The organism is Nocardia sp. NPDC005745 (assembly GCF_040630775.1).
GTDB lineage: Bacteria > Actinomycetota > Actinomycetes > Mycobacteriales > Mycobacteriaceae > Nocardia.
Genome location: NZ_JBEXYF010000017.1, coordinates 20,325 through 41,178, shown reverse-complemented (window position 1 = coordinate 41,178; position 20,854 = coordinate 20,325). Strand labels below are relative to the sequence as shown.

The window sequence follows — 20,854 nt, the reverse complement described above, 5'->3', positions numbered from 1 at the left end:
CGACGGACGCCGGGGAGGGGGACCGATGGCCTTCGTATGCCAATACCCTTTGTCGGTACCCTTGTCGGTGTGACGACGACCCCTGACCACACCTCCGGCGGAGGCCGATACCGGTGAAGGATCGGCAGGTCGAGGTCGTCGTAGGCAGCCACGCCGTGGCCCGGGTCGCCGGCGCGGTGGTCGTGGTCGCGCACCGCAAGCCGGGCAGGCCGACCCAGGACTCGCCCGCCGTCGTCGCCCTCGAGTCACTGGCCGAACTGGTGCGCGACGCGACCGATCGGGAGCCGGGCGGTCCCGGCGCCCTGGTGGCGCGACAGGCGACGCGCTGGCTGATGAAACACGCCGAGCAGATCAGCCCGGGTGAGCCGATCGACTTCGGCATCCTCTCCGCCGCCGAGAACGGGGGCGTGGCGATCTTCCTGCACGGCGCGATCACCGCCGTGCTGGCCGGCGACGGCGTGCCCGAGCGATATCGCGGCAGCGACGCGGCCTTCACGGTGGATCGGGTCGCGGCGGTCCCGGCGCGGGCCGCCGCCTTGTTCGTCGACGACGGGAAGGGCCGCATCCCGGACCTGCCGCCCGAGCCCGGCATCGGCAGGTTGGTCGAGGGCATCGCCCAAGCGGGTGGCGCGATCGTCTGGTCGGACGGTCCCCGCGCGGGGATTTCCGGTAATGGCAGCGAGTCCCGTTCCGCGGGCACGCATCGCCGCCCGGAGACATCGTCGCTGCCCACGGCGCGCGTCGAACACGAGCCGCCCGCCGAAACCGGACGGCGGGAGCGGCCAGAGCCGCAACCGCGGCCGGTGACCGGGCGCCCGCGGTATCCGACCGCGCCGTCGACCGCGATGCTCGACGCGGAGACCGAGCAGACGCCGATCGACCCGCACCACGCGCCCACCCAGGTGGGCGGCACCAATCCCGCGCCGCGGCCCGACCCGGAACTGCAGCGCAGGCTGGAGGCGACCGCGAAGGCCACCGTCCTGACCGTCAAGGTGATGGGGTTCAAATGCGCGCGTGCGCATCCCAGCGATCCGCGGGCGGCGTTCTGCACCGTCTGCGGGATGCCGGTCGACCAGACCCAGGCACTGATCGAAGTGGTCCGCCCGCCGCTGGGCATGCTGATCCTCGACGACGGCATGACCTACATGCTCGCCGCCGACGCGGTAGTCGGTCGCGATCCGGAGCGTTCCCCCGCCGCGGAGAGCGGACTCGTGCCGCTGCGCGTCGACGACGCCTCCGGCGGCATGTCCAGGGCCCACGCCGAAATCCGCCTGATGAACTGGGATGTCACGGTGGTGGACTGTGGTTCGACCAACGGCACCCGCACTCGCCTGCCGGGCTACCGCGACTGGGTGCGGTTGGCGCCGCACCAGTCGACGGTGCTCGTACCGGGCACCGAGATCATGCTCGGCAACCGCGTGCTGCGCTTCGAACTGGCCGCGCCGCCGCCGTTCGGCCGCTGAGCCACGCTACGAATAGCGCGCTGCGCAGACGCTCTCGCCGCTCAGGACTCCGGCGCGGAAGGCCTCGACGCGCGAGAAACCACTGGGCACGGTTCTGCCTTGGGCGTCACTCGCGGCCAAGCCGTCGGTGAGCAGCCCCGAGACCGCCTCGTCCAGATCGCCGGTGGCGAGCTTGATGTCACCCTGACTGATCGGCCGCCCGGATTCGGCGAGCTTGCCGGTGACCACTCCGGACAGGCAGGCCGCGCGCAGTCCGGTCTTGGCGCCGACCAGGCTCTCGCCACGGCTCTGCTGGACGGCCAGGGTGTAGCGGGAGATGAATACGACGTAGCCGTTGTAGTCACCGCTCACCTTGAGCGGCAGGGGATCGTCTTCACCGGAATTCGACGTTCCCCGCTCGGCGAGGCCGGGAATGTCCGTGGCGATCGTGTTCTTCGCCGGGCAATAGGACACCGGTTCGGTGACCGCACCGTCGCGGCAGTCGATCTCGGCCCGCGAGTAGTCGTAGGTCGGCTCCTCGTCGATCGGCAGAATGGCTTCGAGCGCCTTGGTGAGTTCGATCAGCGTCTCCTTCGTGATCGGGAACTCGCCGTGCCCTTGGTCGTCGCTGAAACTCTGCGGCAGATTCGCGCGGCGCTGGTCGATCTCGTCCTGATCGATGCCCTTGCATCCCTTGGGGCCGTCGGTGAAACCGATCTGCACCGCGGTGACGCGTTCGAAGGCCGAGCCGTGCACGCTCTCCGGATCGTCGGGGTCGGAGTCGCGGATGGCGACGGTGGCCGCGAGCACCGAGTTGAGGCCGTCGGAGGTGTTGATCGTGAAATGCCTGGCCTTGCCTTCGGCGACGTGCCGCATGAACGCGCCCGCGAAGCAGTCCGCCTGCTGCTCCTTCACGATCACCGGATCCTTCGGGCCGACGATCTTGGCCATGGTCTGCACCGCGTGCCCGTACTCGTGCGCGAGCACCATCACCACGGACATCTTCCCGAAGGCCTCCTCCATGGTGGGAAGCAGCACCGACCGATCCCAGCCGATGGAATTGTCCAGGCGGCAGTAGGCGGCGTTCACCAAGCGGTAGGTGGTCTCCTTGCAGAACTCGACCGCCTCGCTGCGCCCGGATTTCGCGCTCCAGGACAGCAGCTTGTCCACCGGCTTGAACTCGCCCTGGAACTCCTTGCCGAATTCGCCGCGCCAAAAGGTCTGGATGTCGTCGATGGCGTTGAGCGCCAGCGTATCCATGGGCCCGCCGTCGCCGTTCGTCGCGGTGAGTGTGCTGTCCGGGACGCCGGTGCGCGGGCCGCTCGGGCCGCTCGTGGTGGGGAGTCCGGCGACCTTGAACGGGTCGTCGTAGATGGAGACGGCCCGGCCGTCGACCACTCGGACACAGCCCCCGACCAGCGCCAGAATACTGAGCAGCGCCGCGACAAGCACGGTCGCACGGACTCTCGGCAAGGCTCCCCCTCGTCGGCCGCTATACGTTCACATCGGTCGCCGGATCGGGGCAATTGGCGCATCGGGGGCACCGCCGATGTCCGGGTGATGGAATAGTATCCGCTGCATGTCTTCACCGGGGGCGCAGACCATCACCGTGCGCCATGATGGAAACGAACGAGTATTCGATTCGAGCCAGCAGGTCACGATGGGCCGTGCGCCGGAGGTGACGCTGTTCGTCGACAGCCCGCTCGTTTCGCGTGTGCACGCGACGCTGGCCTGGCAGGGCAGCGCCTGGGTGTTGACCGACAACAAGAGCACCAACGGGGTGTTCGTGGACGCGCGCAGGCTGACCCAGCCCGTTTCGATCGACCGCCCCACGCAGGTCCGGCTGGGTGACGCGATCAGCGGCCCGCTGCTGCACCTGCTGCCTGCGAACCCGCAACCACCGCAACGGCCCTCGGCGCGCCCGCCGCAACCGGCGCAGGCGCCGCAGCCGGGACCGCCGCCGCACGCGGTCCGGCGGCCCGCGCAGCAATTCCAGCGTCCGAGCTATCCGCCACCGCAGGACGCGCCGTCGCCCGCGCTGAACGTCAACATGACGACCAGGGCGGACACCTCGAACATGCCGCCGGTCCGGGCGAGGGCGAGCACGGCGCCCATCGCCCGCCCCGACCGCATTCCCCCGAGCGGTCTCGGCATCGGCCGCACCACCGACAACCAGATCGTCGTCAACGATCCGCTGGCCTCGCGCAAGCACGCCCGCCTGGTCGCCTCCGCGGAGGGCCTGACCATCGAGGACCTCGGCTCGGCGAACGGCACGTTCGTCAACGGGCACCGCCAGCAGCGCGCGGTGCTGCGCGAGCGGGACATCATCACCATCGGCAACATCGACTTCGTCGTCCAGCAGGGCACGCTGGTGCACCGGCAGAAGCCGGTCGCCGAGCAGGGCCTCGCGGTGCACGGGGTCGGTTTCACCGTCGAGGGCAACAAGCAACTGCTCGTCGATGTGAACATGTCGGCCAGCCGCGGGACGCTCACCGCGCTGATCGGCCCGTCCGGCGCGGGTAAGTCGACGCTGTCGCGGCTGATCGCGGGCACTACCCAGCCGTCGGGGGGCGTGGTCACGTTCGAGGGGCGCAATCTGCACGCCGAGTACGAGGCGTTGCGTTCCCGCATCGGGATGGTGCCGCAGGACGACGTGCTGCACCGCCAGCTCACGGTGCGCCAAGCGCTCGGGTTCGCGGCCGAGCTGCGGCTGCCGAGGGACAACAGCAAGCAGGACCGGCAGAAGGTCATCGACGGTGTACTGCAAGAGCTTTCGCTCACCGAACACGCCGACACCAGGGTCGACCGCCTGTCCGGCGGCCAGCGCAAGCGCGCCTCGGTGGCGCTGGAACTGCTGACCGGTCCGTCGCTGCTCATCCTGGACGAACCGACCTCGGGCCTGGACCCGGCGTTGGACCGGCAGGTCATGGTGATGCTGCGCGAACTGGCCGACGCGGGTCGCGTGGTGATCGTGGTCACCCACTCGGTGGCGCACCTGGACATGTGCGACCAGGTGCTGCTGCTCGCCCCCGGTGGCAAGACCGCCTACTGCGGCAACCCCGCGGGCGTCGGCGCGGCGCTCGGTACCAGCGACTGGGCGGAGATCTTCGCCAACGTCGCGGCCAACCCGGATCAGGCGTTCGCGGCCTATCGCTCCCGCCAGGCGTTCGCGCCGCCACCGCCGCCGCCCGCGCAGCCGTACGGGCCCGCGGGCAGTCCGCCGCAATCGAGCCGCGGCAAGCAGTTCTCGACGCTGGCGCGTCGTCAGGTCCGGTTGATCCTTGCCGACCGCGGTTATCTGACGTTCCTGGTGATCCTGCCGTTCATCCTCGGCGGGCTCTCGCTGGTGGTGCCGGGAAAGAACGGTTTCCAGCGCGGCGCGCTGAAAGCGCTACCCGATGGCACATTCGTGCCAGAAGGCGGCAGTGAGACGCAGCAGCTGCTGGTGGTTCTGATCCTGGGCGCCTGCTTCATGGGTTCCACGCTCACCGTGCGCGACCTGGTCGGCGAGCGGACGATCTTCCACCGCGAACGCGCGGTCGGGCTGCTGCCCTCGGCGTACCTGATGGCGAAGATCGCCGTGTTCAGCCTGACCGCGCTGCTGCAGTCGGCGGTACTGGTCGGCATCGTGCTGGCGGGTAAGAAGCGGCCGGGCGAAGGGGCGGTGCTGGCGTCCGGCAGCGCGGAGCTCTACATAGATATCGCGCTGACCGCGATCTGCTGCGTGGTCGTCGGACTGCTGCTCTCGTCGCTGGCGAAGTCGAACGAGCAGGTGATGCCGCTGCTGGTGGTCGCCATCATGTGCCAGCTGGTGATGGCGGGCGGGCTGATCCCGGTCACCGGGCGGGTCGTGCTCGAGCAGGTGTCCTGGTTGTTCCCGGCTCGGTGGGGATACGCCAGCGGTGCGTCGACGGTGAACATCCGCGAACTGTTCCTGAACGCGCAACCCGACACGCTGTGGCAGCACAAGCCGGAGATCTGGGCGCTGGACGTCGGCGTGCTACTGCTGATCACCCTGGTGCTGGCGGTCATGACGTGGCGCCGGTTGCGACTGAAGAAGTCGTCGGCGTGACGCGGTTCGAACGCGACGCGAGCGCCCCGGTGCGCGAAAACGGCGCCGGACGGCAACGGACGGCACCGACGAGCATCTCGGCCGCGAACCGGGCACACTTATGCCTGTGACGGTGCGAGTAGGGGCAGTGCATCTCGGCTGGGATGTGGTGTCCGTGGCCGCGGGTGGTGGTGGCGTTCCCATCCGCCCGGTGCAAGTGGAAGGTATGTGGACGCCGCCGGCATATCTGCTGGCGGATTCGTCGGGCCGGTTGCACACGGCGGGCGTGGAACGCAACAGGCCCGATCTCGGGATGGCGATCGCCGACGTGCGCGACATCCTCGGACATCCGCAGATCGTGGTCGCGGGCGCCACCTGGCCCGCCGAGTTGGTCTTCCGCGCGCGCATGTACAACCCGCTCGCGGAGATCGGCAAGCACTTGCGCGGTAAACCGGACCTGGTGGCGTTGCCTTTCCCGGACAGCTGGCCGGACGAGAAGGTCGAGGTCTACGCCTCGATGGTGGAACAGCTCGACGTCGTCGTCGAGCCGTTACCGGAGAGCGTCGCGCTGTCCGGCTACGTCCGCGCGCTCGGACTGGTGCACCCGCCCGACCGGTCCAGGCCGAACGGCATCGGCGCTACGGGCGTGTACTCCGACGGCCGCAGCATGCTGGTGGTGGCGGTGCACGGCGACGACGAGCAGCCCACCGAATCGGTCGACGTTCCGGTGGACGCGGAGGCCATGCGCGACGCCCGATCGGCGGACGACGTCGTGATCGAGGTGATGGCGGCGGCGCGTTCGATCGGCGCGGACACCTCGACGGTGCTGCTGTCGGGCAATGTGCGCTTCAACGACGCGCTGCGGCTGGCCTTCCAGAACCATCTCGGGCACCGCCTGCAGGTCGCCGACCATCCGATGCACGCGCTCGTCCTCGGCGCGGCGCACCTACTGGTGAGCGATACGGAGGCGGGTGAGCCGGAACCGGTGAGCGGCCACACCGAACCCGCGCCCGCTCCGCAGCGCCCCGTCGAGTACCCGTCGCAGGCCACGGCCCCGCCGCAACCGGCGGACGCGGGACAGCGGTCGAGCAGGCCGGTGCCCGGCGTCCAGTACGGGCCCGGATATCCGACCCAGCCCGACGAGGCGACGACCAGGATCGGACCCGACGAAGCGCCGCGCGGTCTCCCGCCGAACCTCGCCGAGCTGGGCAGCCGTTTCACCCGGCCGCCGAACGCGTCCGAAGAGCAGCAGGCAGGCGGCAGGCTCGCGGGGCCGCCGCCCGGGGGGCCGGTGGCACCCCTCGGCCCACGGCCGCCCTATCCGGGCGCACCGGAGCAGTCGCAGTACCCCGGCGGCCAGGGACCATGGCAGGACCAGGGCGCCGAGTCCGACGACGAGGACCGGCACCGCAAGGGCAAGCTGTGGAACAAGATGAAAGGCAACCTGTTCGGGGCCAATACCGTGGCCGGGGCGGTGGCGCTGGCCGTGGTCGCGCTTCCGTCCGGGAATCATCGGGTGGAGCTGACCGCGGAGTCGGTCGTCCTGGACACGGGTTCGGTCGTGTCGGAGAAGATGGCCGCGACCGATCCGGTCGCCTGTGCGACCGCCCCCTACGCGATCACCAAGCCGCGACCGGGGGTCACCAACGCTCGCGGGGACCAGCGGGAAGTGCGGGAAGGCGCCGCCGAGTGCGGACGGCCCGACGTCGACACCCTGCGCTACCTGATCCCCGGACCGCCCGGCGCCATGGACTTCGGCCCGCCGATCGAGACCTGAGGCGATTTCCTCCCGCGATACCCCACTGGTATCGTGGCTCGTCGGCGTGTGGAACGTCCGGTCGACTCCTGATGAATCGCCCGAACGTCCGCCGAGTCCCGGGTCTCCACCGGCCGCCGGGAACACCTCGACCACACGCTGGGCCGGCAACACCGACGACAGACAGGGAAGCACTGTGCCTACGTACAGCCCCAAGGCGGGTGACGTGACCCGCAAGTGGTACGTCATCGACGCCACTGACGTAGTGCTCGGCCGTCTCGCCGTCCAGGCAGCGAATCTGCTGCGTGGCAAGACGAAGCCGACCTACGCCCCGCACGTCGATGGTGGCGATTTCGTCATCATCATCAACGCCGACAAGGTTGCCATCAGCGGCAACAAGCGGCAGGACAAGCTGATCCACCACCACTCCGGGCACCCGGGCGGCCTCAAGTCGCGGACCGTCGGTCAGGTGTTGGAGACGCGTCCCGATCGGCTCGTGGAGAAGGCCGTCAAGGGCATGATCCCGAAGAACAAGCTCGGCAACGCGATCGCGGGCAAGCTGAAGGTCTACGCGGGCCCGACGCACCCGCATGCCGCCCAGCAGCCCATTCCGTTCGAGATCAAGCAGGTGGCCCAGTGACCGCTCCCGAGGAATTCAACGAGGACTTCGTCGAGGAATTCGACGCTGCCGAAGCTGTCGAGGACGGCGCGGGCTACGAGGACTCCGAGGACTCGGCGTCCTACGCTCCGGTCGTGATCGACCGCCCGGTGCAGACCGTCGGCCGCCGCAAGGAGGCCGTCGTGCGCGTGCGCCTGCTCCCCGGCTCCGGCAACTTCGTGCTCAACGGCCGCACCATCGAGGACTACTTCCCGAACAAGGTGCACCAGCAGCTGGTCAAGTCGCCGCTGGTGACCGTCGAGCGCACCGAGTCCTTCGACGTGCACGCCCGCCTGGTCGGCGGCGGCCCGTCCGGCCAGGCAGGTGCTCTGCGGCTGGCCATCGCCCGCGCGCTGATCGAGGTCACCCCCGAGGATCGTCCCGCCCTCAAGCGGGCCGGCTTCCTGACCCGTGACCCGCGTGCCACCGAGCGTAAGAAGTACGGTCTGAAGAAGGCGCGTAAGGCGCCGCAGTACTCGAAGCGCTGATATCGGCATCGTCGATCTTCCGCGTCCGGCGCCCCCGCGGTGCCGGACGCGGTACGGTCGTCGCGGCAGCTGTACGAGAGCAGGCTCCCAGCGAACAGCTGGTCGCCTGCTCTCGCGCTGTATGAACACGCGGCGTTCGCGGGGCCTTCGTGGTGCACAGGCCGGTGCCTCCCAGGTCGACGCCAACGCCACAGATCATCAATGAGGGGCGAGGTATGGGACGGTTGTTCGGCACCGACGGAGTCCGCGGGCTTGCCAACGAGTCACTGAGTCCGGAACTGGCGCTGCGCGTTTCCGGCGCGGCCGCGCAGATCCTGAGCCGGGGCAAGATGCGGGCGCTCGCGGTGGTCGGCCGCGATCCGCGGGCCAGCGGGGAAATGCTCGAGGCCGCCGTGACCGCGGGTCTGACCGCGGCGGGCGTGGACGTGCTCGCGGTGGGGGTGCTGCCGACGCCCGCCGTCGCCTACCTCACCGGTTTGTACGACGCGTGTCTCGGCGTGATGATCTCCGCCTCGCACAACCCGATGCCCGACAACGGGATCAAGATCTTCGCCGCAGGCGGGCACAAACTCGACGACGCGATCGAGGACCGGATCGAGGCGCTGATGGCCGCGCAGACGCCGTTCCGCCCGACCGGCGCGGGCATCGGACGGGTGCGCAACGCGGCGGGCGCGCGCGATCAAGGGCTCAGCATCCCGGACCAGTACAGCCTCGCGGGCACCCACGAACGCTATGTGGAACACCTGGTGGAGGCGACCGGCCAGGACCTGTCCGGACTGACCGTCGTGGTCGACTGCGCGCACGGCGCCGCCGCGGAAGTCGGACCCGCCGCCTACCGTGAGGCCGGGGCGACGGTGATCGCCATCAACGCCGAGCCCGACGGGCTGAACATCAACGACGGCTGCGGCTCGACCCATCTCGACCAGGTGCGGGCCGCGGTGGTGGAGCACGGCGCCGATCTCGGTCTAGCGCACGACGGCGACGCCGACCGCTGCCTGGCCGTCGACGCCTACGGCAATGTGGTCGACGGCGACGCGATCCTGGCGATCCTCGCCCTTGCCATGCACGACGCGGGCGAGCTGGCCGAAAACACCCTGGTCGCCACCGTGATGAGCAACCTCGGGCTGCACATCGCCATGCGCGCGGCCGGAATCACCGTGCGCACCACGGCCGTCGGCGACCGCTACGTGCTCGAGGAATTGCGGCGCGGCGGTTTCACCCTGGGCGGCGAGCAGTCGGGGCACGTGGTGTTCCCCCGATACGGCACCACCGGCGACGGCATCCTCACCGGCCTGCGCCTGATGGCGCGGATGGCGCAATCCCAGCGCACCCTGGCCGACCTGGCGAGCGTGCTGCAGACCGTGCCGCAGATCCTGGTGAACGTGCCGGTCAGCGACAAATCCGTGGTCGCGCGCGCGCCCGAGATCCGGGAAGCGGTGCTGGAAGCGGAGCGCGTGCTGGGCGACTCCGGGCGAGTACTGCTGCGCCCCAGCGGCACCGAGGAACTGGTGCGCGTGATGGTGGAGGCCACCGACCCCGGCCAAGCACGCCAGCTCGCCGACGACCTCGCCAAGCGGGTTGCGGCTGTGTAGTTTGGCCGCGACTTCGTCGCGAACGGAACATGCTCGGTCTCGCTTCGCTCGAAACCGGGAGTTGAGGTGCGCTGGGCGCGTCGGGGCGCCAGCTCTGGGCATCGTGCACGTGGTTCGTCGTGATCGGCGGTCGTCCTGTAGACCGGTGATCAGTCGCGTACGCGGCGGCCGTGCGAACCGAGCCGGGCCGCGAACGGCGGATGTTCGGTTTCGCTTCGCTCGAAGCCGGGAGTCGGGGTGCGCTGGGCGTGTAGGGGCGTGAGCTTTGGGCATCGTGCACGTGGTTCGTCGTGATCGGCGGTCGTCCTGTAGACCGGTGATCAGTCGCGTACGCGGCGGCCGTGCGAACCGAGCCGGGCCGCGAACGGCGGATGTTCGGTTTCGCTTCGCTCGAAACCGGTAGTTGGGGTGCGCTTGGTGCGTGGGGGCGCGAGGTTTGGGCAGCGTGCACGCGGTTCGTTGTGGTCGGCGGTCGTACTGATGACCGGTGGTCAGTCGGGGACGTGGCCGCGCGAAAGGTGAGCCGGGCCGCGACCGGCGCGGTTCGGTGGATGCTGCGTCGCGCCGGGGCGCGCTCGGGGTCAGACTGTCTCGGTGAGCGTGCCCGCGGTCATGTGCCAGCGGCGGGTCGCGCGGACGGTGTTCAGCATGCGGCGGTCGTGGGTGACGAGTATCAGTGTGCCCGTGAAGGATTCGACGGCCTGCTCCAGCTGCTCGATGGCGGGGAGGTCCAGGTGGTTGGTCGGCTCGTCCAGCACGAGCAGGTTCACCCCGCGGGCTTGGAGCAGGGCGAGGGCGGCGCGGGTGCGTTCGCCGGGGGAGAGGGTGTCGCACGGGCGCAGCACGTGCGGGCCGCGCAGGCCGAATTTCGCCAGCAGCGTGCGTGCCTCCGCCTCCGGCAGATCCGGTAGCTCGGTGCCGAACGTGTCCGCCAGCACGGTGGTTCCGCGAAACAGCCCGCGCGCTTGGTCCACCTCGCCGATCTCCACGCCGGAGCCCAGGCTCGCGGTCCCGCTGTCCGGCCGGAGCTTTCCCAGCAACAGCGCCAGCAAGGTGGACTTCCCAGAGCCGTTCGCCCCGGTGAGAACGATGCGATCCGCCCAGTCGACCTGGGTGCTGATCGGGCCCAGCGTGAAGTCGCCGCGGGTGACCTTCGCCCCGGACAGCGTCGCGACCACCGAGCCGCTGCGCGGGGCGGCGGCGATGCTCATGCGCAGGTCCCACTCCTTGCGCGGTTCCTCCACCACCTCGAGTCGTTCGATGCGGCGCTGGGTCTGTCTGGCCTTGGCGGCCTGTTTCTCGGTGGATTCGGCACGCATCTTGCGGCCCGCCTTGTCCGAGTCCATCTTCCTGGGGTCGCGCGCCTTGCGGCGTGCGTTGCGGACGCCGTGCTCGAGCCAGTTGCGCTGCATCTGCGCGCGGGACTCCAAGCCCGCTTTGGTGTCGGCGTACTCCTCGTAGGCCTCGCGCGCGTGCTGCCGCGCGATCTCGCGCTCCATCAGATACGACTCGTAACCGCCGTCGTACAACCCGACCTGCTGCTGGGCGAGATCCAGCTCGACGACGCGATTCACGGTGCGCGCCAGGAACTCGCGGTCGTGACTGATCACCATCAGCGGGACCCGCACGCCCCCGACGAACTGCTCCAGCCGGGCCAGGCCGTCCAGGTCCAGGTCGTTGGTCGGCTCGTCCAGCAGCAGGATGTCGAAGCGCGACAGCAGCACCGAGGCCAGGCCGGCGCGGGCCGCCTGGCCACCGGACAGCCCGGTCATCGGCGTGTCCAGGCCGCCGGGCAGGCTTTCGGCGAGGCCGAGATCGGCGGCGACCTCGTGGGCGCGCTGGTCCAGGTCGGCTCCGCCGAGGGCGAGCCAGCGTTCCAGCGCGGGGGAGTACTCGTCCGGCCCGCCGTCGGCGAGGCGCTCGGCGGCGGCGTCCATCACCCGCTGTGCCTCGCCGACTCCGGTTCGGCGGGCGAGGAATTCCAGAACGGTCTCGCCGGGGATCCGCTGCGCCTCCTGGGCCAGGTAACCGACCGTCGCGTCCGGGGGACTGAGCGTGATGCTGCCGGTCGGCGCGCGCCGGTCGGCGAGCATGCGCAGCAACGTCGACTTGCCCGCGCCGTTCACGCCGACCAGCCCGATCACGTCGCCCGGCGCGAGGGTCAGATCGAGGTCGGCGAACAGCGTGCGCTCGCCGTGACCGGCCGACAGGCCGCGGGCATGCAGAGTGGTGCTCACCAGCACGAGTCTGCCGTGCTCGGGGTCGCACCCTGAGGTCGGCCCCGGGAGAAATCAGGGTGGGAATCGGCCGCGGGGCCGATGGCGGGGCCCGCGGTGGCGGGCACAGTGGAGGTCGTAGCGATCACCGCACGAGAGGGAAGACCAATGACCGCCCCCACCCGCCGTTTCACCCGCTCCGCCCACGACAAGTGGATCGCAGGCGTCTGCGGTGGCATCGCCGAGTACCTCGGCTGGAACGCCAACGTCGTCCGGCTGCTGTTCGTGGTGTCGTGCCTGCTGCCCGGCCCGCAGTTCATCCTCTACCTGGTGCTGTGGCTGCTGATGCCGAAGAAGTGACCCAGGGGGCTGCGTCGAGCGCGCGGGGGTGTCAGGATGGAACGATGCCGCTTGTGCGGCACGCGCCACCGAACGAGTCCTGCTGAGGAGGAATCATGATCACCTCGAGCGAATTCCCCGGCCTGGATATACCCGGCATCGACGCGTCCTCGTCGCTCGGCGGACTGGGCGCCATCGAATTGCAGCATCCGACCCAGGACATCGATGGCGACGGCAGTCTCGACACCATCACCACGACCGGTGACGAGGCGATGCAGGTCTGGACCGACTACGACCACGACGGCTTCGCCGACCACGTCACCGTGGTGGAGAAGGACGGCGACTACGCCGCATGGGAATTCCACCGCCACCCGGACGGCACCTCCGAGTGGGTTCGCACCGACCGGGGCAGAATCGGCAGCTGACCATCTCCGCGAAAGCGGAATTCGGGGGAACCGAGTGTCTGCGTGTTGCGTCGAAGGAAGTACGGCGGGACTCGGTGCGAACGAGATTCGCACCGGCGCAATGACACTACGAGGACGGAGGGGATTCGTGGGCGGGTCGGAAATGGTCGGCGTCCGCACGGGGGAGCTCGGTGCGCTGGGCAGTGACTATCGGAGATCGGCGGACGCGGTCCGCGACCAGGCGAAGCGAGTCGCCGATCACCGGTTCGGCGCCGGTGACGAAGCGGGCCGCAACTACGCGCCGCAGGGCATCGCGGTGCAGCAAGGACTGGAACGGATCAGCGCGTGGCTGCGGAACTGGAGCGACGCCACCACCGCCACCGCTGACGCGCTCGGGGCCGCCGTGGTGGCCTACGCCGAGACCGACCAGCAGCGTGCCTCCGAGACGAACAACACATGAGACCGCCGAATGACACGTGCTCGCACCGGCGACACCACACATTCGAGGAGTCGGGATCATGACGGTTTCCTGGCAGGGCAAGGCGATCGACGCTCTCTTGGACGAGGGTAGCGCGGGGCTGCGGTACTGGATCGAGTTCATGCCGCTGTACGAGGCGGCATTCGGCGGCAACGGGGGGCGTGGCGACCTGGGCAAGCTGCTGGCGATGTACGACGAGCAGCGCGGCATGCGATTGGAGAAGCTGGAGCAGACGGGCGAGGCGCTGAAAGTCGCTCTGGCGGAGGTCGATCGGCAATGGGACGCGCAGCAGGGTTACACCCGTCGGCTGCCCGAATTGTGGCAGGGAACCGCTGCCGCTGCCGCGCTCGACATGCTCGGCAAACAGTCGGTCCTGGCCGACGAGGACCGGCAGCATGCCCGGGCGGCCATGACGGTGATCGCCGATATGGCGAGTTCGCTGCGCTCGGCGGTGGCCGCGAAGGCGTTCGCCACCCGGGAGCTGCTGGAGGGCCCGGTGGGCGGCGGCAAAGTGGTGAAGATCGACGGTAAGACTCCGGACGACGTGAGAGTCATCGTCGAGGTGCACAATGCGCGGGAATGGATCGACGCCGAGCAGGTGCGCGACCTCGGTCGTATATTCCCGGCACTCGCCGTGCCGGAGGACAAGATCAACAAAAGCGTGCTCGGTTTCATCAACTCCGACAGCAGGAATCTGCTCATGGGCGCGTACGGCGACCGGGTGCGCAGCGTCACCGACGAGTGGCTGACCAAGACCTTCAAACCGGACTTCGATCGGAAATTGGCGTCTTACATCGACGTCTGCGCCGAGGTCGATCGCCTGTTCAAGGACCAGTACGAGAACCTGACCGACGCGTTGGCGCAGGTCACCGAACGGGCCTACCCTCGGCCGGAAGGTCCGACCAATCCCCAGCCGGAAACACCTGCCAACCAGGACAAGCCCCAGGTAACGAATGCTCCCGGGCCGCCCGGCACACCCGCTGCCACGGTCCCGGCGAGCACCACACCGAGTGATGTCCCCGCGTCGGCCACACCGGCCACGCCGAGCACACCGGCCACGCCGAGCACCCCGGTTACGCCCAGCACCCCCGTTACGCCCAGCACCCCGGTTACTCCCGCGCCGAGATTGCCGTCGCTGGACGGACTTGCCGCACTCAGCCAGGTGGCCCAGGAATTGTCCCCATTGGCAACCGGTCTCGGCCAGGCGGTGAACCAGGGACTGTCAGCCCTGAGTGGCCTCATCGAAAGCGGAGTGGACGACGCGATCGAAAAGCTTATGCACAGCGTCGATCCGCAGACCGCCGAGGCCGACGGCGAGAAAGACGAGGAGAGAAACGAGAATTCCGGGCCCGAGGCGGAGTTCGATATCGGTGGAAAGCATGTGAAGTTCGAGATGGGCCCGGACGGTCAGTTGCGGCTTCTCCTCTCCGATGCCAACGGCAAGGAACAGGAGTTCACCGTCGAGCTGAACGAGCAAGGCATACCGGTCATCTCCGCAACCGAGCCGGAGAACGCGCAGCCCTCGGCACCGGATGCTCCGGCGCCCGAGGCCGAGCAGGACGCGGATGCCCCGACGCCGGAGAACCAGAAGCAAGAGGAGGCTCCTGCGCCGGAGGTCCAGGAGAAAGAGGATTCGCCCGACTCGGCCCCGACGCCGGAAACCGACGACGGTCGGCTCGGTGTGCCGAGCGGAACCCCACCGGGCACCCGGCGCGAGGAGGACGGCGAACACTATCCGAAGCCGATGCCGGAACCGGACGCGCCGGTGGACACCGGCGCGGAACTCGCCGAAGCCGGGCCGCTGGACGCGGATTTCGCCGAGGCGGGCCCGTTGTGAGCCCGGCCGGGCCGAGTCCGCACACCCGATGCGCGAGGAGGCGCAGCATGGTGAACTACGCCGAGGAAGCGAGGCAACTCGCCGCCGAGAACCAGCGCCGCATGTCGCTGCTGCTCGACGAGATCCAGGCGATCAACGAGCAGACCGCGGCGACCGGCCGAGAGCTCGCCGATCGCCTGACCGCCGACATGGACGAGTTCTGGACGACGCACGCCGACGAGCTGGGCGAGGCCGCCGCCGAGGCGGAGGCCCAGCAACGGCTGCAAGACGAGGCACGCGAGCAGCGTGCGGCCATCGCACGATCGATGGCCGCACGCCGGGCCGGTCAGATGGTGACTCCGGTCGACGAGGAGGACGAGGAAGCCGCGTTCTACAGACGCAAGAGCTGGCTGATCTGACCGGTGCTCCGGGGCCGTGGGCCTGCTACCGGCGCAGCAGGGCGGCGAGCTGGCCGACCTTGAGCTTCGGCGCCGCCTCTTCCTCTTGCGGCGCATCGGGGTCGACGACTGTGGTGTGCGGGATGACCTCTTCGAGGTCCGCGAAGGCGCGATAGGTCTTGTCGCCTGCGAGCGTGGCGAGCAGGTAACCGGCCAGCAGGGCGCGGGTGGTGCGGGCGGTCTTCGCTTCGTGCTTGCCCGCGCCCACGGCGGCGAGCAAGCGCCTGCCCTCGATGATGCCGTTGTGCGAGGCCTTGTCGATGGCGCGCAGGATCGCGGGGCCGCCCCACGCGGTGGCCAGCGGGATGGCGTTGGAACTCACCGAGGTGATGTCGGTCGCGCCGGCCAGGATCAACGCCGGGATGTCGAGTTCGGGCGCGACGGCTTCGGCGGCGGGCGCCGTCGGCGCGGGGAACAGCGCCACGACGGTGGCGACGTCGCGCCGCCCCGCGGCGATGACGGCCGCGCCCGCGCCCATGCCGTGCCCGGCCAGGGCGAGGCGCTCCGGATGCACGCTGATCTCGCCGTCGCCGAGCCGCACGCCGGTGCAGATGTCGAGCGTGGTGAGCAAATCGGCGGCCAGCCCCAGATGTGACGGAATCGGCCCGCGCTCGGTGTCGGGGGCGGCCGCCACGATGCCCCAGGAAGCGAGGTGTTCGAGCAGGGTGCGGTAGTGGGCGACCCCGGTCAGCCAGCCGTGCCCGAACGCGACGGCAGGTAGATTCCGCCCCGCCTCGGGGGTGAACACCACCCCCGGCTGGCCGGCGACGGCCAGATTGCCACGCAACACGCGGTGCGGGCCGCGGCTGGTCAGGGTGCTCATTAGCGATTTCACAGACGCCGACACGACGTGAACGTTATCCGATAAGTAGTGTGGTGAGCCATGTGCGGAATCGTGGGGTACGTCGGGTACCGAGACGCGCTCGGCGTCGTCGTTGACGCGTTGCGCCGCATGGAATATCGCGGTTACGACTCCGCGGGTGTGGCGATCCTGGACGGCGCGGGCGCGCTGGCGGTGGAACGCAAGGCCGGTCGCCTGGCGAATCTGGAGGCCCAGCTCTCCGAAACCGGCATCGATCGTTTCGTGGGCACCACGGGCATCGGGCACACCCGCTGGGCCACGCACGGCGCGCCGACCGACCGCAACGCGCACCCGCACCGGGACGACAGCGGCAAGGTCGCCGTGGTGCACAACGGCATCATCGAGAACTTCGCTCCGCTGCGGCGCGAGCTGGAGGACGCCGGGGTCGAGCTGCACAGCGACACCGACACCGAGGTCGCCGTGCACCTGGTGGCCCGCGCGTACGCCGACGGCCCGACCGCCGGTGATTTCGCGGCCAGCGCGCTGTCGGTGCTGCGCCGGCTGGAGGGCGCGTTCACCCTGGTCTTCACACACGCCGACCACCCGGACACGATCGTGGCCGCGCGCCGCTCCACGCCGCTGGTGGTGGGCGTCGGCAAGGGCGAGATGTTCATCGCCTCCGACGTCACGGCGTTCATCGAGCACACCCGCGAGGCGGTCGAGCTCGGCCAGGACCAAGCCGTCGTGATCACTGTGGACAGCTACCGGGTCACCGATTTCGCGGGCGAGGACGCGCGTGCGCGCACCCGCCCGTTCACGATCGACTGGGACCTGGCGGCCGCCGAGAAGGGCGGCCACGACTACTTCATGCTCAAGGAGATCGAGGAGCAGCCCGCCGCGGTCGCGGACACCCTGATGGGGCATTTCAGCACCGATCGCGACGGCGGGGGCCGGATCGTGCTGGACGAGCAGCGCCTCGCCGACCAGGAGCTGCGCGATTTCGACAAGGTGTTCGTCGTCGCCTGCGGCAGCGCGTATCACTCCGGTCTGCTGGCGAAGTACGCCATCGAGCACTGGACTCGACTGCCCGTCGAGGTCGAGCTGGCCAGCGAGTTCCGCTACCGCGATCCGGTGCTGGACCGCTCGACGCTGGTGGTGGCGATCTCCCAGTCCGGCGAGACCGCCGACACGCTGGAGGCGGTGCGCCACGCGAAAGAGCAGAAGGCCCGCGTCCTCGCGATCTGCAATACGAACGGCGCGCAGATTCCCCGCGAGTCCGACGCGGTCCTCTACACCAGGGCCGGGCCGGAGATCGGCGTCGCCTCCACCAAGGCGTTCCTGGCCCAGGTGACCGCGAACTACCTGGTCGGGCTGGCCTTGGCGCAGGCGCGCGGCACCAAGTACCCGGACGAGGTGGCCCGCGAGTTCGCCGAACTCGAGGCGATGCCGAAGCTGGTGGAACGCGTGCTGGAGACCGCCCCGCAGGTGCGGACCATCGCGCGGGAACTGGCCCAGGTGCCGACCGTGCTGTTCCTGGGACGCCACGTCGGCTACCCGGTGGCATTGGAGGGCGCGCTCAAGCTCAAAGAGCTGGCCTACATGCACGCCGAGGGATTCGCGGCGGGTGAGCTCAAGCACGGCCCGATCGCGCTGATCGAGGACGGCCTCCCGGTGATCGTGGTGATGCCGTCGCCGAAGGGGCGCGCGGTGCTGCACTCGAAGCTGCTGAGCAACATCCGGGAAATCCAGGCGCGCGGCGCGCGCACCATCGTGATCGCGGAGGAAGGCGACGACACGGTGCGCCCGTTCGCCGACGACCTCATCGAGATCCCCAGCGCGCCGACGCTGTTCCAGCCGCTGTTGTCGACGGTTCCGCTGCAGATCTTCGCCGCCGAGGTGGCGCAGGCGCGCGGCTACGACGTCGACAAGCCACGTAACTTGGCCAAGTCCGTCACCGTGGAATAGCTCGGTGGCTGCGCACTGTTCGAGTGCGCGGCCACCGCTTGCCATCTCGGCTATGCCCGCACGGCGACCGAAGGTTCCTCCGGAACGATGGGCGCAGCGCGGCGCTCGAGGTATCCGGACACGACCGCGAGAACCAGCGCGACCAGGACCAACCCGACGCCGACCCAGTTGGGGGCGGTGTAGCCGAGGCCCGCGGCGATCACCACGCCACCGAGCCAGGCCGACACCGCGTTGCCGAGATTGAACGCGCCGATGTTGACCGCGGAGGCCAGGGTGGGCGCGCCCGCCGCTTGGTCGAGGACGCGCTTCTGCAGCGGCGGAACCGTCGCGAATCCGAGGGCGCCGATCAGCACGACCGTGACGGCGGCGGCGACCTTGTCGTGGGCGGTGACGGTGAACAGCGCGAGAACGATCGCGAGGCCGCCGAGGGTGATGTACAGCATCGGCATCAGGTGGCGGTCGGCGAACTTGCCGCCGATCAGATTGCCCGCGAAGAAGCCGAGGCCGAACAGCACGAGCAGCCAGGTGACCGAACGCTCCGCGTAACCGGTCACCTCGGTCATCATGGGCGCCAGGTAGGTGATCGCGGCGAACACTCCGCCGAAGCCGAGCACCGTCATCGCCATCGCCAGCAGCACCTGGGGATTGCGGAACACCGTCAGTTCGGTGCGTAGCCGGGCGTTCGCGGCGGCGGGCTGTTGCGGCACCAGCGCCGCGACGCCCAGCAAGCCGATCAGCCCGATCAGCGCGACGAACAAGAACGTCAGCCGCCAGCCGAAATGCTGGCCGAGCAGCGTGCCCAGCGGCACACCGACCACGGTGGCGACGGTGAGCCCGGTGAACATGATCGCGATGGCGCCGGCGCGCCGGTCGGCGCTGACCAGGGTTCCGGCGACCACCGCGCCGATTCCGAAGAACGCGCCGTGGGCGAGCGAGGCAACGATCCGCCCGGTGAGCATCAGCGCGAAAGTCGGTGCGGCGGCGGACACGATGTTGCCGAGGACGAGCAGCGTGAGCATGCCGAGCAGCATGCGTTTGCGTGAAACCCGGGTGCCGAGGCCGGTCATCAACGGCGCACCCGCCACTACACCGAGCGCGTATCCGGTGACCAGCAGACCGGCGGTGGGGATGGACACCGCGTAGCTGTCGGCGATGTCGGGCAGCAGGCCGACGACGACGAATTCCGTCGTCCCGATGCCGAATGCCCCGAGGGTCAGGGCGAGAAGGGCGAGGGGCATGGGGGAGCCTCCACATGATGTTGCGTCAGATCCTTACAGGCGTCGACAATAATTGCAGACGCTCTTTAATTGCAAGCGCGGGCTATTGTGAAGTCTGGCTATCCTGGAGGCCTGATCCCCCGACGCCGAAGGAAACGCCGATGACCGCGGATGTCGCTCTGACCGGCCTCGCCGATGGTTGGTACGCACTCTCGCTGCTGCACGACCGGATCGAGGCGCACATCGAGCGGGCCCTGCAATCCGGCCATGACCTGAGCGTTCGCGAATACTCACTCCTGGTCGTCCTCAGCCGCCAGCACGACGGGCCGGGCGGGCACCTGCGGATGAACCAGGTCGCCGAAGCCGTGGTGCTGAGCCAGAGCGCCACCACCCGGCTGGTCTCCCGGCTCGAGGATCGCGGCCTGCTCCAGCGGTACCTCTGCCCGGACGACCGCCGCGGCATCTACACCGACGTGACCGCGGCGGGCTTGGACCTGCTCGAGCAGGCGCGGCCCACGCACGACGCCGCCCTCGCAGGCGCTCTCGGTCAAGCGGCCGCCAACCCGGAACTCGCGCCGCTGGTGGCCGCGGTCGAGGCGCTGAACACCAGTTCCGCCCGCGGGGCGCGGCCCAGGGACTACCGCCCGGTGTGAGCAGGAGGCGATTCGCGTACCGAGCTCAGCCCGCCGGTGCCCGAATCGGTTGCTCCGGTGCGCTGCGCGGCCGCGGGTTATCCGACGGTGATGGTCCCGCGCATCTCCGGGTGCAGCGAGCAGAGGTAGCGGTAGGCGCCGGGCGCGGTGAAGGTGTAGCTCCACTCGCCTTTGTCGATGATCGGGCTGTTGATGCCCATCGCCTTGTCACCGATGCCCTGCACGGTGTGCGGCACCTTGTCGCCGAATTTCCAGGTGACCGTGTCGCCGACCTTGACGGTGACCTCGGCGGGGGAGAATTTCATGTCGTCCACCGTGACGGTGGCGGCGGCGGGCTTGCGCTCACCGGTCTGCTGAGCGGTGGTGGTGGCCGGCCGAGCCGGTTTCCTCGTAGTGGTGGCGGCCGAACCGGATTCGTCGCCGCCGCAGCCGGACAGCAGCAGCGCGCCGGCCAGGGCGACTCCCGTGACGACGCGGACGGTCCCGTTGCGGCGGCGAACGCTTGGCATGATGGCCAAG

Annotated in this window: 18 protein-coding genes; 13 read left to right on the top strand and 5 right to left on the bottom strand. The window is 69.5% G+C overall.

What is annotated here, in order from left to right; translation table 11 throughout:
- The first annotated feature begins 113 nt into the window (after positions 1 to 113).
- Positions 114 to 1,463, top strand: coding sequence for an FHA domain-containing protein (locus ABZ420_RS19370; protein ID WP_357124344.1), 1,350 nt, complete (start codon positions 114 to 116; stop codon positions 1,461 to 1,463).
- Positions 1,464 to 1,469: 6 nt separating this feature from the next.
- On the opposite strand, the gene ABZ420_RS19365 is transcribed toward ABZ420_RS19370, so the two are convergent.
- Positions 1,470 to 2,915: a metallopeptidase gene (locus tag ABZ420_RS19365; RefSeq protein ID WP_357124341.1), complete on the bottom strand. Its 1,446-nt coding sequence runs from the start codon at positions 2,913 to 2,915 to the stop codon at positions 1,470 to 1,472.
- A gap of 106 nt (positions 2,916 to 3,021) precedes the next feature.
- On the opposite strand from ABZ420_RS19365, the gene ABZ420_RS19360 reads away from it, so the two are divergent.
- The 5 genes from ABZ420_RS19360 (at position 3,022) to glmM (ending at position 9,987) form a co-directional block, all read left to right on the top strand.
- Positions 3,022 to 5,514: an FHA domain-containing protein gene (locus tag ABZ420_RS19360; protein ID WP_062973188.1), complete on the top strand. Its 2,493-nt coding sequence runs from the start codon at positions 3,022 to 3,024 to the stop codon at positions 5,512 to 5,514.
- A gap of 100 nt (positions 5,515 to 5,614) precedes the next feature.
- Entirely contained in the window at positions 5,615 to 7,270 is a 1,656-nt protein-coding gene (locus ABZ420_RS19355; protein WP_357124338.1) for a hypothetical protein, read from the top strand.
- A gap of 175 nt (positions 7,271 to 7,445) precedes the next feature.
- Complete coding sequence (gene rplM, locus ABZ420_RS19350) at positions 7,446 to 7,889, top strand: 50S ribosomal protein L13 (RefSeq protein ID WP_040864934.1); 444 nt, start codon at positions 7,446 to 7,448, stop codon at positions 7,887 to 7,889.
- Positions 7,886 to 8,395, top strand: a complete 510-nt coding sequence (rpsI, locus tag ABZ420_RS19345) for a 30S ribosomal protein S9 (protein WP_062973192.1) — start codon at positions 7,886 to 7,888, stop codon at positions 8,393 to 8,395. The genes rplM and rpsI overlap by 4 nt, the downstream gene beginning before the upstream one ends.
- A gap of 215 nt (positions 8,396 to 8,610) precedes the next feature.
- Positions 8,611 to 9,987 (top strand): phosphoglucosamine mutase, encoded by a 1,377-nt coding sequence (gene glmM / locus ABZ420_RS19340; protein WP_357124335.1) that lies wholly within the window; start codon positions 8,611 to 8,613, stop codon positions 9,985 to 9,987.
- A gap of 581 nt (positions 9,988 to 10,568) precedes the next feature.
- On the opposite strand, the gene ABZ420_RS19335 is transcribed toward glmM, so the two are convergent.
- Positions 10,569 to 12,224: an ABC-F family ATP-binding cassette domain-containing protein gene (locus ABZ420_RS19335; RefSeq protein ID WP_357124332.1), complete on the bottom strand. Its 1,656-nt coding sequence runs from the start codon at positions 12,222 to 12,224 to the stop codon at positions 10,569 to 10,571.
- Between the two features lie 147 nt (positions 12,225 to 12,371).
- Between ABZ420_RS19335 and ABZ420_RS19330 the strand changes: the two genes are divergently transcribed.
- From ABZ420_RS19330 to ABZ420_RS19310, 5 genes are all read left to right on the top strand, one after another.
- Complete coding sequence (locus ABZ420_RS19330) at positions 12,372 to 12,563, top strand: PspC domain-containing protein (protein WP_040864950.1); 192 nt, start codon at positions 12,372 to 12,374, stop codon at positions 12,561 to 12,563.
- A gap of 95 nt (positions 12,564 to 12,658) precedes the next feature.
- On the top strand, positions 12,659 to 12,967 hold the full coding sequence (locus ABZ420_RS19325) for a DUF6802 family protein (protein ID WP_063051496.1): 309 nt from the start codon (positions 12,659 to 12,661) through the stop codon (positions 12,965 to 12,967).
- Positions 12,968 to 13,094: 127 nt separating this feature from the next.
- Positions 13,095 to 13,406: a hypothetical protein gene (locus ABZ420_RS19320; protein WP_357124329.1), complete on the top strand. Its 312-nt coding sequence runs from the start codon at positions 13,095 to 13,097 to the stop codon at positions 13,404 to 13,406.
- 58 nt (positions 13,407 to 13,464) lie between these two features.
- Entirely contained in the window at positions 13,465 to 15,261 is a 1,797-nt protein-coding gene (locus tag ABZ420_RS19315) for a hypothetical protein (RefSeq protein WP_357124326.1), read from the top strand.
- A 47-nt stretch (positions 15,262 to 15,308) separates the two neighbouring features.
- The gene (locus tag ABZ420_RS19310; protein WP_357124323.1) at positions 15,309 to 15,659 is read left to right on the top strand and encodes a hypothetical protein; all 351 of its coding nucleotides are present in this window, start codon (positions 15,309 to 15,311) and stop codon (positions 15,657 to 15,659) included.
- 25 nt (positions 15,660 to 15,684) lie between these two features.
- On the opposite strand, the gene ABZ420_RS19305 is transcribed toward ABZ420_RS19310, so the two are convergent.
- A complete protein-coding gene (locus ABZ420_RS19305) occupies positions 15,685 to 16,545 on the bottom strand; it encodes a hypothetical protein (RefSeq protein ID WP_062973203.1) in 861 nt (286 codons plus the stop codon).
- A 36-nt stretch (positions 16,546 to 16,581) separates the two neighbouring features.
- Here ABZ420_RS19305 and glmS point away from each other — a divergent pair, with 36 nt between their 5' ends.
- Positions 16,582 to 18,465: a glutamine--fructose-6-phosphate transaminase (isomerizing) gene (gene glmS, locus ABZ420_RS19300; protein WP_040864956.1), complete on the top strand. Its 1,884-nt coding sequence runs from the start codon at positions 16,582 to 16,584 to the stop codon at positions 18,463 to 18,465.
- Positions 18,466 to 18,515: 50 nt separating this feature from the next.
- On the opposite strand, the gene ABZ420_RS19295 is transcribed toward glmS, so the two are convergent.
- The gene (locus tag ABZ420_RS19295; RefSeq protein ID WP_357124319.1) at positions 18,516 to 19,703 is read right to left on the bottom strand and encodes an MFS transporter; all 1,188 of its coding nucleotides are present in this window, start codon (positions 19,701 to 19,703) and stop codon (positions 18,516 to 18,518) included.
- Positions 19,704 to 19,843: 140 nt separating this feature from the next.
- On the opposite strand from ABZ420_RS19295, the gene ABZ420_RS19290 reads away from it, so the two are divergent.
- Positions 19,844 to 20,335 carry a MarR family transcriptional regulator gene (locus ABZ420_RS19290; protein WP_357124316.1) on the top strand — a complete coding sequence of 164 codons (492 nt, stop codon included), beginning with the start codon at positions 19,844 to 19,846 and terminating at the stop codon, positions 20,333 to 20,335.
- A gap of 77 nt (positions 20,336 to 20,412) precedes the next feature.
- Here ABZ420_RS19290 and ABZ420_RS19285 read toward each other — a convergent pair whose 3' ends face one another.
- Positions 20,413 to 20,844: a plastocyanin/azurin family copper-binding protein gene (locus tag ABZ420_RS19285; protein ID WP_357124313.1), complete on the bottom strand. Its 432-nt coding sequence runs from the start codon at positions 20,842 to 20,844 to the stop codon at positions 20,413 to 20,415.
- Between the last annotated feature and the right edge of the window lie 10 nt (positions 20,845 to 20,854).

Excerpts from the sequence above, each read along its gene's own strand:
- ABZ420_RS19360 (WP_062973188.1), top strand. The coding sequence starts at position 3,022 with ATGTCTTCACCGGGGGCGCAGACCATCACCGTGCGCCATGATGGAAAC.
- ABZ420_RS19355 (WP_357124338.1), top strand. The coding sequence starts at position 5,615 with ATGCCTGTGACGGTGCGAGTAGGGGCAGTGCATCTCGGCTGGGATGTG.
- glmM (WP_357124335.1), top strand. The coding sequence starts at position 8,611 with ATGGGACGGTTGTTCGGCACCGACGGAGTCCGCGGGCTTGCCAACGAG.
- ABZ420_RS19330 (WP_040864950.1), top strand. The coding sequence starts at position 12,372 with ATGACCGCCCCCACCCGCCGTTTCACCCGCTCCGCCCACGACAAGTGG.
- ABZ420_RS19325 (WP_063051496.1), top strand. The coding sequence starts at position 12,659 with ATGATCACCTCGAGCGAATTCCCCGGCCTGGATATACCCGGCATCGAC.
- ABZ420_RS19315 (WP_357124326.1), top strand. The coding sequence starts at position 13,465 with ATGACGGTTTCCTGGCAGGGCAAGGCGATCGACGCTCTCTTGGACGAG.
- ABZ420_RS19310 (WP_357124323.1), top strand. The coding sequence starts at position 15,309 with ATGGTGAACTACGCCGAGGAAGCGAGGCAACTCGCCGCCGAGAACCAG.
- glmS (WP_040864956.1), top strand. The coding sequence starts at position 16,582 with ATGTGCGGAATCGTGGGGTACGTCGGGTACCGAGACGCGCTCGGCGTC.
- ABZ420_RS19295 (WP_357124319.1), bottom strand. The coding sequence starts at position 19,703 with ATGCCCCTCGCCCTTCTCGCCCTGACCCTCGGGGCATTCGGCATCGGG.
- ABZ420_RS19290 (WP_357124316.1), top strand. The coding sequence starts at position 19,844 with ATGACCGCGGATGTCGCTCTGACCGGCCTCGCCGATGGTTGGTACGCA.
- ABZ420_RS19285 (WP_357124313.1), bottom strand. The coding sequence starts at position 20,844 with ATGCCAAGCGTTCGCCGCCGCAACGGGACCGTCCGCGTCGTCACGGGA.